At 73.0% G+C, this 13,837-nt stretch carries 15 protein-coding genes; 9 read left to right on the plus strand and 6 right to left on the minus strand.

Annotated elements, in window-relative coordinates; all coding sequences use genetic code 11:
• Positions 1-12 precede the first annotated feature (12 nt).
• The 4 genes from DSM104299_RS10445 to DSM104299_RS10460 are packed head-to-tail and all read left to right on the plus strand — an operon-like array spanning position 13 to position 3,510.
• A complete protein-coding gene (locus tag DSM104299_RS10445) occupies positions 13-522 on the plus strand; it encodes a hypothetical protein (RefSeq protein WP_272477241.1) in 510 nt (169 codons plus the stop codon).
• A gap of 14 nt (positions 523-536) precedes the next feature.
• Complete coding sequence (locus DSM104299_RS10450; protein ID WP_272477242.1) at positions 537-1,586, plus strand: efflux RND transporter periplasmic adaptor subunit; 1,050 nt, start codon at positions 537-539, stop codon at positions 1,584-1,586.
• The gene (locus tag DSM104299_RS10455; RefSeq protein WP_272477243.1) at positions 1,583-2,290 is read left to right on the plus strand and encodes an ABC transporter ATP-binding protein; all 708 of its coding nucleotides are present in this window, start codon (positions 1,583-1,585) and stop codon (positions 2,288-2,290) included. Before DSM104299_RS10450 ends, DSM104299_RS10455 begins: the two co-directional genes overlap by 4 nt.
• Positions 2,287-3,510, plus strand: a complete 1,224-nt coding sequence (locus tag DSM104299_RS10460) for an ABC transporter permease (RefSeq protein ID WP_272477244.1) — start codon at positions 2,287-2,289, stop codon at positions 3,508-3,510. The genes DSM104299_RS10455 and DSM104299_RS10460 overlap by 4 nt, the downstream gene beginning before the upstream one ends.
• A gap of 35 nt (positions 3,511-3,545) precedes the next feature.
• Here the strand turns inward: DSM104299_RS10460 and DSM104299_RS10465 are convergent, their stop codons facing one another.
• From DSM104299_RS10465 to nicT, 3 genes are all read right to left on the minus strand, one after another.
• Positions 3,546-4,664 (minus strand): potassium channel family protein, encoded by a 1,119-nt coding sequence (locus DSM104299_RS10465; protein WP_272477245.1) that lies wholly within the window; start codon positions 4,662-4,664, stop codon positions 3,546-3,548.
• A gap of 326 nt (positions 4,665-4,990) precedes the next feature.
• Positions 4,991-5,461 carry a Fur family transcriptional regulator gene (locus DSM104299_RS10470; RefSeq protein WP_272477246.1) on the minus strand — a complete coding sequence of 157 codons (471 nt, stop codon included), beginning with the start codon at positions 5,459-5,461 and terminating at the stop codon, positions 4,991-4,993.
• The gene (gene nicT / locus DSM104299_RS10475) at positions 5,461-6,594 is read right to left on the minus strand and encodes a Nickel transporter NicT (RefSeq protein ID WP_272477247.1); all 1,134 of its coding nucleotides are present in this window, start codon (positions 6,592-6,594) and stop codon (positions 5,461-5,463) included. The genes DSM104299_RS10470 and nicT overlap by 1 nt, the downstream gene beginning before the upstream one ends.
• Before the next feature lie 183 nt (positions 6,595-6,777).
• Between nicT and DSM104299_RS10480 the strand changes: the two genes are divergently transcribed.
• Together DSM104299_RS10480 and DSM104299_RS10485 are read left to right on the plus strand one after the other, a co-directional pair.
• Positions 6,778-7,422, plus strand: coding sequence for a response regulator (locus tag DSM104299_RS10480; protein ID WP_272477248.1), 645 nt, complete (start codon positions 6,778-6,780; stop codon positions 7,420-7,422).
• Between the two features lie 81 nt (positions 7,423-7,503).
• Positions 7,504-7,947 (plus strand): response regulator, encoded by a 444-nt coding sequence (locus DSM104299_RS10485; RefSeq protein ID WP_272477249.1) that lies wholly within the window; start codon positions 7,504-7,506, stop codon positions 7,945-7,947.
• Here DSM104299_RS10485 and DSM104299_RS10490 read toward each other — a convergent pair.
• A complete protein-coding gene (locus DSM104299_RS10490; RefSeq protein ID WP_272477250.1) occupies positions 7,944-9,314 on the minus strand; it encodes a GAF domain-containing sensor histidine kinase in 1,371 nt (456 codons plus the stop codon). The genes DSM104299_RS10485 and DSM104299_RS10490 overlap by 4 nt on opposite strands.
• Before the next feature lie 51 nt (positions 9,315-9,365).
• Positions 9,366-10,580, minus strand: a complete 1,215-nt coding sequence (locus tag DSM104299_RS10495) for an FAD-dependent oxidoreductase (RefSeq protein WP_272477251.1) — start codon at positions 10,578-10,580, stop codon at positions 9,366-9,368.
• 175 nt (positions 10,581-10,755) lie between these two features.
• Between DSM104299_RS10495 and DSM104299_RS10500 the strand changes: the two genes are divergently transcribed.
• Positions 10,756-11,334, plus strand: a complete 579-nt coding sequence (locus DSM104299_RS10500) for a flavodoxin domain-containing protein (protein ID WP_272477252.1) — start codon at positions 10,756-10,758, stop codon at positions 11,332-11,334.
• Between the two features lie 61 nt (positions 11,335-11,395).
• A complete protein-coding gene (locus tag DSM104299_RS10505; protein WP_272477253.1) occupies positions 11,396-12,025 on the plus strand; it encodes a hypothetical protein in 630 nt (209 codons plus the stop codon).
• 106 nt (positions 12,026-12,131) lie between these two features.
• Here DSM104299_RS10505 and DSM104299_RS10510 read toward each other — a convergent pair whose 3' ends face one another.
• A complete protein-coding gene (locus tag DSM104299_RS10510; protein ID WP_272477254.1) occupies positions 12,132-13,394 on the minus strand; it encodes a S8 family peptidase in 1,263 nt (420 codons plus the stop codon).
• 222 nt (positions 13,395-13,616) lie between these two features.
• On the opposite strand from DSM104299_RS10510, the gene DSM104299_RS10515 reads away from it, so the two are divergent.
• A complete protein-coding gene (locus tag DSM104299_RS10515; RefSeq protein WP_272477255.1) occupies positions 13,617-13,835 on the plus strand; it encodes a hypothetical protein in 219 nt (72 codons plus the stop codon).
• The last annotated feature ends 2 nt before the right edge of the window (positions 13,836-13,837 follow it).

Below are 13,837 nucleotides of genomic sequence, written 5' to 3' on the forward strand. Positions count from 1 at the left end.
AGACTCCGACCGTTGACCGCCCTCGCGCTGGTCGCTCTGACCAGCCTGACCAGCGCGGGCTGCGGTTCCAACGCGCCTTCCACGACCGGCACCGCCGGCAGCACCGGCACCGGCGGGAGCACCAGCGCCACCGATCAGGACAAGGCGGTGAAGTTCGCCGAGTGCATCCGCAACCACGGCGTCGGCGACTTCCCGGACCCCGACGCGAAGGGCGAGTTCCGATACGGGGTCAGCGTGAGCCCCGCGGTGTGGCGGAAGGCCGTCGACGCGTGCAAGGACCTGCAGCCACCGGGCGCCCTGAGCTCGAAGCGCAGCCCCAAGGAGCAGACGGCGAGCCTCAGGTTCGCCGAGTGCATCCGCGAGAACGGCGTGGAGGACTTCCCGGACCCCGCCAACGGCGACCCGCTCGTCGACACGACCAAGATCCCGTCCTCCAACCGGCCCGGTGGCATGACCGTCCTCAACGCCGCGATGAAGAAGTGCGGCTCGCAGTTGGGACTGACGACGGGGGGCCAGGGGTGAGGCGGAAAGGCCGGGTGCTGACCGGCGCGGCCGTCGTCGTTGTCGTCGCCGTGATCGCCGGAGTGGTCGTGCTGTCCGGCGCTGACCACACGACCGGGGACGCCCAGGCGGCGCCGGCGAGCACCGCGACGGTGCAGAAGGGCGACCTGTCGGCCGTCGTCTCCCAGAGCGGGACCCTGACCTATCGCGCGCGACCGGACGGCTCGCCGTACTCGGTCGTCAACCAGGCCCGCGGCGTCTACACCACGCTGCCCGAGACCGGGGACGAGGTCGGCTGCGGCGGCGTGATCTACCGCGTCGACGAGCACCCGGTGCTGCTGCTGTGCGGCGCGGTGCCGGCCTACCGCGCGCTCCGCGTCGGCGATGTGGGTCAGGACGTCCGACAGCTCAACCGCAACCTGCACCTGCGCGGCGCCGGCGACGCGTTCACCACGAAGACGGAGCAGGCGCTCGAGGGGCTCCAGCGCCGCAAGGGCGTGCACGTGGACGGCTCCCTTGCGCTGGGAGACGCGGTGTTCCTGCCCGAGGCGGTGCGGATCGCCAAGGTCACCGGCGAGCTCGGCGAGGGCGCTCGGCCGGGGGCTCGGGCGCTGGACGCCACCTCCGACACCCTGCACGTGCTGGTGAACCTCGAGCCGTCCGATCAGGGGCAGGTCAAGCGGGGCGACCGCGCGCAGATCACGCTGCCGGGCAACACGACGGTCACGGGCAGGGTCGCCGGCTTCGGACGGATCGCCCAAGCCCCCGCCGGGCAGGACGGCAGCGCCGCCGACGCGACCATCCCCACCTCCATCAGCCTCGACGACCCACGCAAGGCGCGCGGGCTGGATCGCGCGCCGGTCCAGGTGGACATCACGACCGCGGGCGTGGAGAACGCCCTGAGCGTCCCGGTCACCGCGCTGGTCGGCAAGGCCGGCGGCGGGTTCGCGGTCGAGGTGGTGCGCGCCGGCGCGCGACGCGACCTGGTCGCCGTGCGGGTCGGCCTGTTCGACACGGCCGACGGCCGCGTCCAGGTCGACGGCGACCTTCGCGCGGGCGACCGCGTGGTGGTGCCGTCGCTGTGACCGCCGTTCTGGAGCTCGACGCGGTGACCAAGGTCTACGGCGAGCCGCGGGTGGGTGGGGTTGGCGTCCTCGCGCTGCGCGGAGTGTCCTTCGCCGTGCAGCGTGGCGAGCTGGTGGCGATCGTCGGGCCCTCCGGGTCGGGCAAGTCCACGCTGCTGCACGTCATGGGGACGCTGGAACGGCCCACCGGTGGCGTGGTCCGCATCGACGGGATCGACGCGGCGCAGCTGGACGACGGCGCGGTGTCGCGGCTGCGGGCCCGGCAGATCGGGTTCGTCTTCCAGCAGTTCTTCCTCGCCGAGCATGCCACGGTGCGCGAGAACGTCGCCGACGGGCTGCTCTACGCCGGCGGGGCGGGTGGGTCGTCTTCCGAGCGCTACCGGCGCGCCGACGAGGCGCTCGAACGGGTCGGCCTCGCCCACCGCGCGACGTTCAAGCCCACCAAGCTCTCCGGCGGGGAGCGGCAGCGCGTGGCGATCGCCCGGGCCCTCGTCGGACGTCCCGCGATCGTGCTCGCCGACGAGCCGACCGGGAACCTCGACAGCGCCACCGGCGCGTCGATCATGGCGCTCATCCGCGAGCTCAACGCGGCCGGCGCCACCATCGTGATGATCACCCACGACGGCGGCCTCGCCGATCAGCTCCCGCGCCAGATCCGGATGCTGGACGGCCAAGTGGTCGCCGACGTCGGAGGCGCGGCATGAGCGCGACGGCCGGGCGGCTGTCGCCGCGGGACGGCCTGCGGGTGGCGAGCGTCGGGCTGCGCGCGCGGCCGCTGCGCGCCGCGCTGTCCGCGCTGGGGATCGCGATCGGCACGGCGGCGATCGTGGCGATCCTCGGGCTGTCCGCCTCGTCGCAGGCCGGGCTGCTCGCGGAGATCGACCGGCTCGGCACGAACCTGCTCACCGTCGAGGCCGGGCAGAGCGTCACCGGGCAGGACGCCCCGCTTCCGGTCCAGGCGCCTGGGCGGATCACGCTTCTGGACGACGTCCAGGCGCTGGCGCACACCGGCCTGATGAAGCACGAGAAGGCCTACCGCAGCTCGCTGATCCCGGTGGGCAACACCGGTGGCCTGCAGGTGCGGGCCACCAGCCTGAACCTGCTGCCGGTGCTCAACACCGGCGTCGCCCGCGGCCGTTGGCTCAACGCGGGCACCGTCCGCCAGCCGGTCGTAGTGCTCGGGGCGGTCGCCGCCGCGCGCCTGGGCATCGACCGCGTCCACGCCGATCAGCGGATCTGGCTGGGCGGCCAGTGGTTCACCGTCGCGGGCATCCTGGAGCCCTCACCGCTGGCCACCGACATCGACACCAGCGCCCTCGTCGGCTACCCCGCCGCCCAGAAGTACCTCGGCTACGTGAGCATCGCCCGCGGCGAGCAGCAGGCGGGCCCACCGAGCACGATCTACGTGCGCGCCGCCACCGGCCACGAGGCCGCGACGCAGGCCCTGCTCGCGCCCACCGCCAACCCCGAGGCACCCAACGAGGTCAACGTCAGCCAGCCCTCCGACGTGCTCACCGCACGCGCCGCGGCGGCCGGAGCCTTCGACAGCCTGTTCCTCGGGCTCGGGGTCGTGGCGCTGATCGTGGGTGCCGTAGGGGTCGCCAACATCATGATCATCTCGGTGCTGGAACGTCGCTCCGAGATCGGCCTCCGTCGCGCCCTCGGCGCGACGAAGCGCCAGATCCGGACGCAGTTCCTCGCCGAGTCGATCCTGCTCGCCGTCCTCGGCGGCATCGTCGGCGTGCTCGCCGGGATCGTCGCCACGGCCATCTACGCCAGCACGAGGCACTGGACCGTGGTCATCCCCGTCGAAGCCTGGTCGGGCGGCATCGCCTCGGCCATCCTGATCGGCGCGTTCGCCGGGCTGATGCCGGCCGTCCGAGCGTCGCGGCTGCCGCCGACCGTGGCCTTGCGAACGGTGTGAGCGGGATGCGCAGTCCGAGGCGGGCGCGGCGCCGATCAGCACGGCGTCGGACCCAGCGCGATCTCCGCGAAGCGCGCCGCCGCCAGCCGGTTGACGTCGCGGACGACGCCGATCGGGAAGAGCGCGCGAGTCTCGGTGACCGCGTCGTCGTCGCCGGCGCGGAGGACGACGCGCAGGTCGGGCCGCGTCGCGAGCGCCGCGACGCTCACGGCGATGTTGACGTGGTCGTCGGAGGTGACGGAGGCCAGCGCGAGCGCCCGCTGCGCGCGCAGCCGCGTCAGCAGCCCGCGCTCGCTGCCGTCCCCGATCATCACCGGGATGCCCAGGCGTTTGGCGAGGTGGACGTTGGCCATGGCGGCGTCGCGCTCGATGGCGATGACGCGCACGCCGCGCTGGCGCAGCATGAGGCAGAGGCGCAGGCCGACCTGGCCGAGGCCGACGACGATGACATGGTCGCGGCGCGGCAGCGTCCGGCGCCCGACGAGCGCGACGAGCCGGCGCGTGGTCAGGCGGTTGATGAGGCCGGCGGTGGCCGCGGCGGTCAGCGCGGTGCTGATGAGCATCAGCGCGCCGATCGCGGTGGCGTAGCCGGCCGGGCCCTCGTCGGCGATCGTGTCCGGCCCGACGGTCGCGGTGGCCTTGGCCGCGTCGTAGAAGGACGCGGTGAGCGGATGGCCGAAGGCGAGGGCGTTGGTGAACGTCTCGGCGCCGAGGATCGCGGCGAGGCCGGCGACGCCGTAGACCAGCAGGCGCGACGACGCGTCGTAGGGGCGCAGCTGCGACGTCGCGACGGACCACAGTCGCTGGTGGGCGCGCGTGGTCGGCAACGACGCGGTGCAGTCGGCGGTGAGGACCGGGGCGGCCGCGTCGGCGAGCGAGACGACGTGGCAGTTGGGGACGGTCCGGACGACCTGCGCGGCGACGGTGGCATCGAAGATCGTCACGAGCAGCGGCACGCCGGGCTGCGCGTGCTCGGCGACGAGCGCGAGCCGCAGCGCGTAGATGTCGTCGTGGCTGATGATCGCCACGAACCGCGGCACGTCGCGCAGCGTCCGCGCGAGCTCGCGATCGGTCGGCCGGCGCAGCCGCAGGCAGGGCGCGCCACGCCGGCGCAACTGCTCGACGAGCTCGCTGGCGAGGTCGCCGTCGCCCACGACGACGACGCGCGCTCGCGCACGCGCGTCCAGCCTGTCTGTCGGATCGCGCGGCGGCATCGGCGGAGGCGCGGAGTCTGCTGCCGGCCTCCGTCTCGGGACAAGGGGCGGGACGTCTGAACTTGCCGACGTCGAGGCGACAGATCGTCGGGATCCATGGTCAGCCTCCGGCCTGCGACGACGTCCCTGGCGAAGGAGGGCAAGGGATGAACGAGCTCAGGACTCCCGCGGCTGCTCGTCGATGACGGGCGGCTCCTCGCGGTCGGTCAGGCCGTCCTGCGTGGGGGAGGGCGCCGACAGGCCAGGTCAGATCATGGTGCTCCAGCTCAACCTGGGGTGTTCCGCGCCGCGCAGCTGTCGCACAGCCCGATGATCGGGAAGTGCGTGAAGCGGGCCTCGTAGCCGGTCAGGTCGCGGATCAGCGTGCGGACGGGATCGAGCTCCGCGGCGTCGAGCGTGGTCACGCGTCCGCAGCGCTCGCAGGTGAGGTACTCGCGCTCGCTGCGGCCGGTGAGCGCATAGAGGCCGGGGCCGTGGCCGATGTGGACGTGGCGGACGGCGCCGAGCTGCTCGAGGGCTTCGAGCGATCGGTAGATGGAGGACAGCTCGATCTCGGTGCCGCGATGGGCCAGGGCGCGCGCGATGCTCTCGGCCGACATCGGGCCCTCGGCGGCGAACAGGACCTCCAGCAGCTGCCTGCGGGCGGCGGTGATGCGGCCGCCCTGGCGGCGGGTGGCGGCGACGATCTCCTCGATGTCGTCGAAGGGCAGGCGCGGGCTGCGCGGGGCGTCGGGCATCACGCGACCTCGGTGTCGGTCAGGTGCGCCGACCAGCGCTCCTCGATGCGGCCGAAGCGCCAGACGGCGAGCGCGACCGCCCAGGTGACGACGAACAGCGCGACGATGACGTAGCCGATCAGGTTGAAGTCGAGGCCGTTGATCGAGTCGAAGAACGGCCCGGTGAGGCTGAGCTTGTCGGAGAGCACCTGGATCAGCTCGATCGTGCCGATGAGCAGGGCCACCATCACCGACAACCCGGTGATGGTGATGTTGTAGTACACCTTGCGCACGGGCCGGGCGAACGCCCAGCCGTAGGCGAAGTTCATGAACGCGCCGTCGATCGTGTCCAGCAGCGACATGCCCGCGGCGAAGAGGATCGGCAGGCAGAGGATCGCGTAGAACGGCAACCCGCCGGTCGCCGCCGCGCCCGCGGTCGCGAGCAGCGCGATCTCGGTGGCGGTGTCGAAGCCCAGGCCGAACAGGACGCCGACCGGGTACATCTGCCAGGGCCGCTTGACCGCCCGGGTCGCGCGGCCCAGGAAGCGGTTCATGAACCCGCGCGAGTTGAGCTGGTGCTCGAGCTGCTGCTCGTCGTAGTCGCCGTGGCGCATGCGCTCAAACACGCGGACGATGCTGTAGAGCACGGCGAGGTTGATCAGGCCGACGATGAACAGGAACGACCCCGAGACCGTCGGGCCGATCAACCCGGTGGCCTCGTGCAGCGTCGAGCCGTCGTTGGAGACGTCACCGCTCAGGCCGCGCACGCCGACGGCGAAGAGCGCCGCCAGCGCGAAGACGATCGTCGAGTGCCCGAGCGAGAAGAAGAACCCGACGCTCAGCGGCCGCTGGCCCTCGGCCATCAGCTTGCGCGTGGTGTTGTCGATCGCGCCGATGTGGTCGGCGTCGAAGGCGTGGCGCAGCCCCAAGGTGTAGGCGGTGATCCCGACGCCGATGCCGAACACGCCGGTGCCGGAGCCGAGGTCGAAGTGGTGGGGGACGACGCAGGCGAACAGCAGGCCGAAGCCGACGACGTGCAGGCCGACGATGGCAGCGGCCAGGGCGGCGGCGCGGCGCCATTCCGCGGGCGTCAAGGCGCTGGCGATCCGGTGCAGGCGCGAGGTTCCCGACGGCGGGACGCTGGCAGAGCTCATTGCTCGGCTCCCTGGCTCGGTCCGACCCCGGCCTCACGCCGGGCACCGACGACCGTACGCCCGTCGATCGGCTTAATGCAAACCGTTCGCGCTGATCGGGCGCGCCGGCGTCCGCGCGGTTACGGCGCGAGGACCGCCGACGCCGTGCGGAGCAGCCCCGCAAGAGGACTACCTTGATGCGTGATGGACGCACCCGACACGCCCGCGATCGGCATCGTCCTCGCCGACGACCATCCGGTCGTGCGTCGCGGGCTGCGCCTGCTGCTCGACGAGGAGCAGGACTTCGAGGTGCTCGCCGAGGCGGGCGACGTCGAGGAGGCGCGCCGGTACGTGCTCGGCCATCATCCGCGGGTCCTCGTGCTCGACCTCAACATGCCGGGCCAGGCCAGCCGCGACGCGATCCCGGGCCTGCGCGTCGACTTCCCCGAGACCTACATCGTGGTGTTGACCATGCAGCAGGATCCGGCCTACGCGCGCGACGCGCTGGCGGCGGGCGCGACGGGCTACGTCCTCAAGCAGGCTGCCGACAGCGAGCTGGTCGAGGCCGTGCGTCGTGCCGCCGCCGGTGAGCGCTACCTCAACCCGCGCCTGGGGGCCAGGATCGCGGCCGAGTCGCCGCGCGGGCACCCCGGCAACCTGTCGGACCGCGAGATCGACGTGCTGCGGTTGATCGCGCTCGGGCACACGACGGCGGAGATCGCCCAGCAGCTGTTCATCTCCGGCCGCACGGTGGAGTCCCATCGCGCGAGCATCCATCAGAAGTTGATGGTCACGTCCCGCGCCGACCTGGTGCGCTACGCGCTGGACCACCACCTCGTCGACCGCTGACGTCGCGGTGGGTGTTTTGCCGCGGCCGATCCGCGTCTTTTCCCGCTGACCGCCGAGCGGGGCGCGGACTAGCGTGAAGGGGTGTCCATCGAAGACCCGGTCCGGGTCGTCCTCGCCGACGACCACGCGCTGACGCGACGGGGCCTGCGGCGCCTGCTCGACGGCGACGACCGCATCGCCGTCGTGGCCGAGGCCAACGACCTCGCGGCGGTCGCGCGCGACGTCGAGGACCTCGCGCCGCGGGTGCTGGTGATCGACCTGGGGATGTCGAACGGCACGAGCATCGAGGCGATCCGCCGCCTGCGCCGGCGGGTGCCGGGCACCGAGATCGTGGTGCTCACGATGGAGGACAGCACGGCCTTCGCCCAGGCGACGCTCGCCTCCGGCGCGCGCGGCTTCGTCGTCAAGCACGACGCCGACGGCGAGCTGACGCCCGCCGTGCTCAGCGCCGCGCGCGGCGAGGAGTACGTCAGCGTGCGCGTCGCCGACCGCCTCGCGGCGCTGCGGCGCACGCCGGCGGCCTAGCCGCGCGCGCGTGCCGGCACGTCGGCGCGCACGACGGTCCCGCCCGCGTCGGACGCGATCGTCAGCGTCCCGCCGGCCAGCGTGACCCGCTCGCGCATGTTGGTCAGGCCGTAGCCCCCTGTCGCGGGCGTGTCGGTGGCGAACCCGACGCCGTCGTCGCGGACCTCGATCCTCACCACGCCGTCGGCCGCGACGATCGTCACCTGCGCATGGCGAGCGTCGGCGTGCTTGATCACGTTGGTGAGCGCCTCCTGGACGAGGCGGTAGATGGTGGACTCGACCTCGGGCGCGAGCCGCTCGTCGCCGTCGGCCGGGCCGGGAAGGGTGAGCGCGGCGGCGATCGTCGGCGGGCCGTGGGCGCCGCGGCTCTCGACGAGCGCCTCGAGCGCGGGGCGCAGTCCGAGCTGGTCGAGCGCCGCCGGGCGCAGGTCGGTGATGATTGCGTGGAGGTTCTCGATCTCCTGCTGGATGTGCGCGATGGCCTCGTCGACGGCCAGCTCGGTCTGCCGGGCGTCGCCGCGCCGGCGCGCCGCGGCGAGCAGGAGGTGGAGCGCGCCGAGGCCCTGGAGCGTCTCGTCGTGCAGCTCGCGCGCCCAGCGGCTGCGCTCGGCGTCGGCGGCGGCCATCAGGCTGCGCAACCGATCGGACTCGACGCTCTGGGCCAGCGCGACCGCGGTCGCGGCACTCGCGGCGAAGTCGCGCAACCGCTGCTCGTCGTCCTTGGTCAGGGCGTCCGCCGGTCCACGACCGCTGGTGTCGATCAGCGCGCGACCCCGCTGGACGATCAGCTCGAGCACGCGCTCCAGCCCGCTGTCGCCGCTCGGGACCACCGGCGCGTCGGCGACCCGGCGACCTTCGCTGCGCCGGGTCCGGCGCGCTTCCTCGATGGCCGTCGCGGCCCAGTCGGCGAGGATGACGGCGGCTTCCTCGTCGGCCTCGGTGAACGGGCCGCCGAGCTTCTCGGTCAGGTACAGGCCGCCCCAGGGCGCGTCGTGGTGGCGGATAGGCACGCCGAGGAAGCTGCGCATCGGAGGGTGGCCGGGCGGGACTCCGGCGCTGCGCGGATGGTCGCCGACGTCGGCCAGCCGCAACGGGCGTGACTGCTCCCAGAAGAGACCGAGGACACCGCGGCCGCGCGGCAGGTCGCCGATGGCGGCGCGCGTCGCCTCGTCGATGCCGATGGTGATGAGGTGGTCCACCTCGTTGTGCTCGTCGAGCACGGCGAGCGCCGCGTAGCGCGCGCCGGTGACTTCGCGCGCGGCGGCGAGGATCCGCTCGAGGACCGCCTGGGGATCCAGCTCGCCGACGAGCGCCCGGCCCGCATCGAGCAGGCGACCCATGCGGAGCGGGTCCGAGGCGGTGTCCATCGATGCGGCCAGCGTAGCCCCGCGACGAGGCACGCGCCGCGATCGACGTCATCAGGTCGCGGCGGCCTCCGGGGAGGGGTGGAGCTCGACCTCGATCTCGACGTCGCCGGCGTGGTCCTCGGCCGGCGCGGCCGCGGCGCCGGGCTCCAGCGCCGCGAGCCAGGGTGAGAGGTACTTGCCGTCGATCTTGTGGGCGACCGACCACAGGCGCATCTCGCGCGGCGGCGTGTCGCCGGCGCCGCCGTGCAGGGCGTGCTCGAGGTAGGCGGCGCCGCGGCCGGTCATCAGCCGGCCGCGCAGGACGGGGTGGAACGGGGTCGGCTGGAGGTCGACGCCCGCGGCGGCGGCCAGGATCTCGGCGACCGCGTCGGCCTGCTGGCAGGCGAGGCCGCCCTGCTTGACCGGGAACGTGGTCCCGTCGCCGGCGGCGTAGACGTCGGTGAGCCCGGTGACGCGGCCGTGCTCGTCGACCGGGACGAATCCGTGGTCGTCGGCCGGCACGCCGGCGATCGCGGGGCCTTCGATGGTCGGCAGCGCGACGACCCGCTGGCTGTCCAGCGGCGTGCCGTCGGGCAGCAGCTCGAGGCGGCCGTCGTCGCCCGCGCGGGCGTAGCAGCTGCCGTGGAAGGCGATCTTCGCCTGCTCGAGGAGCTTGGCGACGGCCGCGCTGCCCAGCGGCCCGAAGAGCGCGAGCGGGGACTCCTCCGGCGTGACGAGCTGCAGCTTGATGTCGTCGGCCCCCATCGACCAGGCCTCCTGGGCGGTCATGAGCGCGAGCTCGTAGAGCGGCAGCGGCCAGGTCGTGCCGGGCGGCACGACGAAGGTGATGGTGTGGGCGTAGCCCTCGTCGACGTCGGCGAGCAGGCCGTTGAAGGGCAGCGTCGAGCGGTCGCCGGTGAACGTCAGCGCGCGCTCGAACGCCGTGCGGCGCTGGGCGCCGACGGCCAGGACGAGCGCGTCGTAGGCCACCGTCCGGTCGCCGGCGCGCAGCAGCGTGTGGCGGTCGGCGTCGACCCGGACGATGGTGTCGGCGATGAGCTCGGCGCCGACGTGCGCGGCGAGGTCCTTCAGGGCGTGGCGTCGGACGTGGCTGCGCGCGAACGGCTCGGCGGTGCGCATCGGGCGCAGCTCGAAGTCGGGGTCGGGCGCGACGATCGTGAGGCGCACGCGGTCGCCCGCCAGGTCGCGCAGGGCGAGCGCGCACTCGACGGCGGCGACGCCGCCGCCGGCGATGACGACGTGGGGCGGACGGGAGGAGACGTGCATGGACTCGAAGCTACGCCGAGCACTCCGCGTTGCCCTCCGTGGTTTCCCGCAACGCGGCTGTGGGGTTCTGCCCGATGGCAGACGGCCGGGTCGCTGCGACCGTCATGGGAGAACCGGGAACGCCAACGAGGAGCACTTCCATGATCTCGATGTCCTACGACGCGTCGGTGGCGGCATGACCGCGCGCGTGCTCGTGCTCTACGCCAGCACCCACGGGCACACGGAGAAGATCGCGCAGCGCATCGGCGCGGTGCTGCGCGAGAGCGACGTGAGCACCACGGTGTGCGAGGTCGGGACGTCCGGCGCGTCGCTCGATCCCGCGGACTTCGACGGCGCGATCGTCGGGGCGTCGATCCACAGGGGACGCCATCAACCGGCGATCCTCGACTGGATCGCGGAGCGGCGCATGACGCTCAACGGGGTCCCGTCGGCGTTCTTCTCGGTCTCGCTCACCGCGGCCGACGACACCGACGAGGCCCGCGCGTCCACCGGCCAGCTCATCGATCAGGTGGTCGAGGAGACCGGCTGGACACCGACCACCACCGCGGCGTTCGCCGGCGCCTTCCAGTTCGTGGAGTACAACCTGCCAACGCGCGTGTTGATGCACTTGATCGCCATGCGCCACGAGGACCACGTCGACGTGCACGAGGACATCGACTACACCGATTGGGCGGCCGTGGAGCGGTTCGCCACCGGCTTCGCGGCGGTCATTCTGCGGGATGTCCGCAGAAGCGGTGCGGGGCTCTCCCGATGACCGGTGCTCGATGGCGAGGGAGGCTGAGGACTCGCAGGTCCCGACCAAGGAGCTCATCGTCATGCCACGTCCATTCCGCCTCGCCGGCATCATCGCCGGCCTCGTCCTCGTCGCCTTCGGCATCGGAGCGATCGTCATCGGCGTCTCCGGCCGTCATGAGGTCAGCACCGACGTCAAGCGCGAGCAGATCGTCGGCACGCCCGACATGAAGCCCTCGCTCATCGCCGTCGAGGCCAGGAAGGCCGGCGTGGAGGGCGCGCTGCCGACCTGCGACGTCGCCGGCAAGGCCATCACCAACGGCAGCGACGCCAAGTGCTTCGCCGACTACATGCGCATCCACGCGCTGGTCGCGACGGGCGGCAAGACCTACGCGCAGATGCCGCAGTACGCGACCGCCGACGGCAAGGGCACCGACGTCGCGGCCCAGGCGGTCAAGGATCCCAAGACGGGTCTGCCGCAGAGCAACGCCGCCCGGCAGGTCTGGATCAGCGAGACCGCGTTGAGCACCGCGCTCAACACGTCGTTCTTCGCCGCGAGCGTCGGCACGTTCGCCATCGTCATGGGCATCGCCCTGCTGCTCAGCGGCATCGGCTTCATCGTCCTGGCCGCCGGCCTCCTCGGCCCCGACGGCGTCCGCCGCCGCCGCACCGAGACGCCGCCGCCGGCCGCCGCCACGCCGGCCGCCGTCTAGCAGCCACGCGAGCGTCGGCGGCTACCGCGCTGATCGGCGGTCAGGAGGACATGCTGGCCGACTTCGCGCTCGACATGGTCCGCGGCTGAGCGAAGGCCCGGACGGTTCAGCCCGTGGCGTCGCGCAGCGCGCGGTCGAGGTTGAGGCGGCCGCCGCTATCGGTCTTGCCGGTGAGGCTGCTCGTGCGGTCGACCGAGCGCAGCAGCGCGTCGCGCAGCGCGGCGAGGGAGGGGTGATCGACCTCGCGCAGCATCGCGGCCGCGGCGGTGACGAACGGCGCGGCCATCGAGGTGCCCGAGGCCTCGCGGTAGTCGTGGTCCATCCAGGTCGAGGCGATGTCGGTGCCCGGCGCGGCGAGGTCGACGCTGGTCTTGCCGTGGTTGGAGAAGCCGGCGAGGTGGTCGTGCTCGTCGGTGGCGGCGACCGAGATGATGTTGTCGTCGGGGTAGTCGGCCGGGTAGCTGGCCTTGACGTCGGTGTCGCGGCCGCCGTTGCCGGCAGCGGCGACGATCAGCACGCCGTGGTCGCGCGCGTAGGCGACGGCGCGGCGCTCGATGTCGCTCGGCTGGTCGGTGCCGTAGCTGGCGTTGATGATCTTGGCGCCGGCGTTGACGGCGTAGACGATGCCCTCCGAGCTGGTCGCCGAGCTGCCCTGGCCGTTGGCGTCCAGGAACCGGATCGAGACGATGTCGGCCTGCCAGCAGACGCCGGACACGCCGCGCTCGTTGTCGCCGCGCGCGCCGATGATCCCGGCGACGTGGCTGCCGTGCCCGGTGTGGTCGACGCCGGACCCGTGCCCGCGGACGAGGTCGACGCCGACGACGTCGTCGACGTAGCCGTTGTGGTCGTCGTCGAGCCCGTTGTCCGGCACCTCGCCGGGGTTGCGCCACAGGTTGGACTTCAGGTCGGGGTGGTTGGTGTCGACGCCGCTGTCGATCACGGCGACCTTCGCGCAACGCGTGTGACGGCCCCAGGCGTTGGTCGCGTCGATGTCGTGGTCGTGGTCCTGGCGCAGGCCGTGCTGGTAGGTGAAGCCCTTGTCGTCCGGGGTCCGGGCGATGCCCGCGATCGGCGGCCCGAGCCGCGGCCACGGGTCGGTGCGGATCCGGGCGTCGACGGTCGCGAACGCGACATTCGGGTCGGCGCGCAGGCGCGCGAGCGCCGCGTCGCGCCGGTCGTGCGGCACGTGCAGCCGGGCGGCGCGCAGCGGGGCGATGCGATGCACCAGCCGCGCACCCGCCGCTGCCGCGAGCTCGCGCCCGGCCGCCGGGCCGGCCGCGTGCCGGAAGCCGACGAGGTCATCCGCCCGTGCTGCCGTCGGCGAGGCCATCAGGAAAGCGAGCAGCCCCGCCACATGCACCCGGCGCATGCGTGCGTAGTGTCGGGACCGGGGGATGGCCGCGCCTCACCCGCGCAGGATGAGTGGAGTTGGCGGAGATCGACCGCAGGGCTCCAACGCGCCGCACCGGCCAAGGTCAGGACCTTTCCCGGCGCGTGGTCCGGGCGTCTTCCGCGGCGGTGAGGAGCGACCTGTAGGGGTAGGTCGAAGGGGCGGCGCGCTCGTCGCATCACCTACTTCTGGAGGTCCCTCGTGGGCATCGGCACGTCCCTTCTCCTGATCGCCGTCGGCGCGATCCTGCGCTTCGCGGTCACGGCGCACGCCAGTGTGTTCAGCATCCACACGGTCGGCGTGATCCTCATGGTCGTCGGCGTCGTCGGCCTGCTCCTCAGCCTGTTGTCGATGACGTTGCTGGCCGACCGCGCGCGGCGCGACGACGTCGTCGTGGCGCGTCGCCGCGACGGGTACTGAGC

The organism is Baekduia alba, from assembly GCF_028416635.1.
In the GTDB taxonomy this organism is placed as follows: domain Bacteria; phylum Actinomycetota; class Thermoleophilia; order Solirubrobacterales; family Solirubrobacteraceae; genus Baekduia; species Baekduia alba.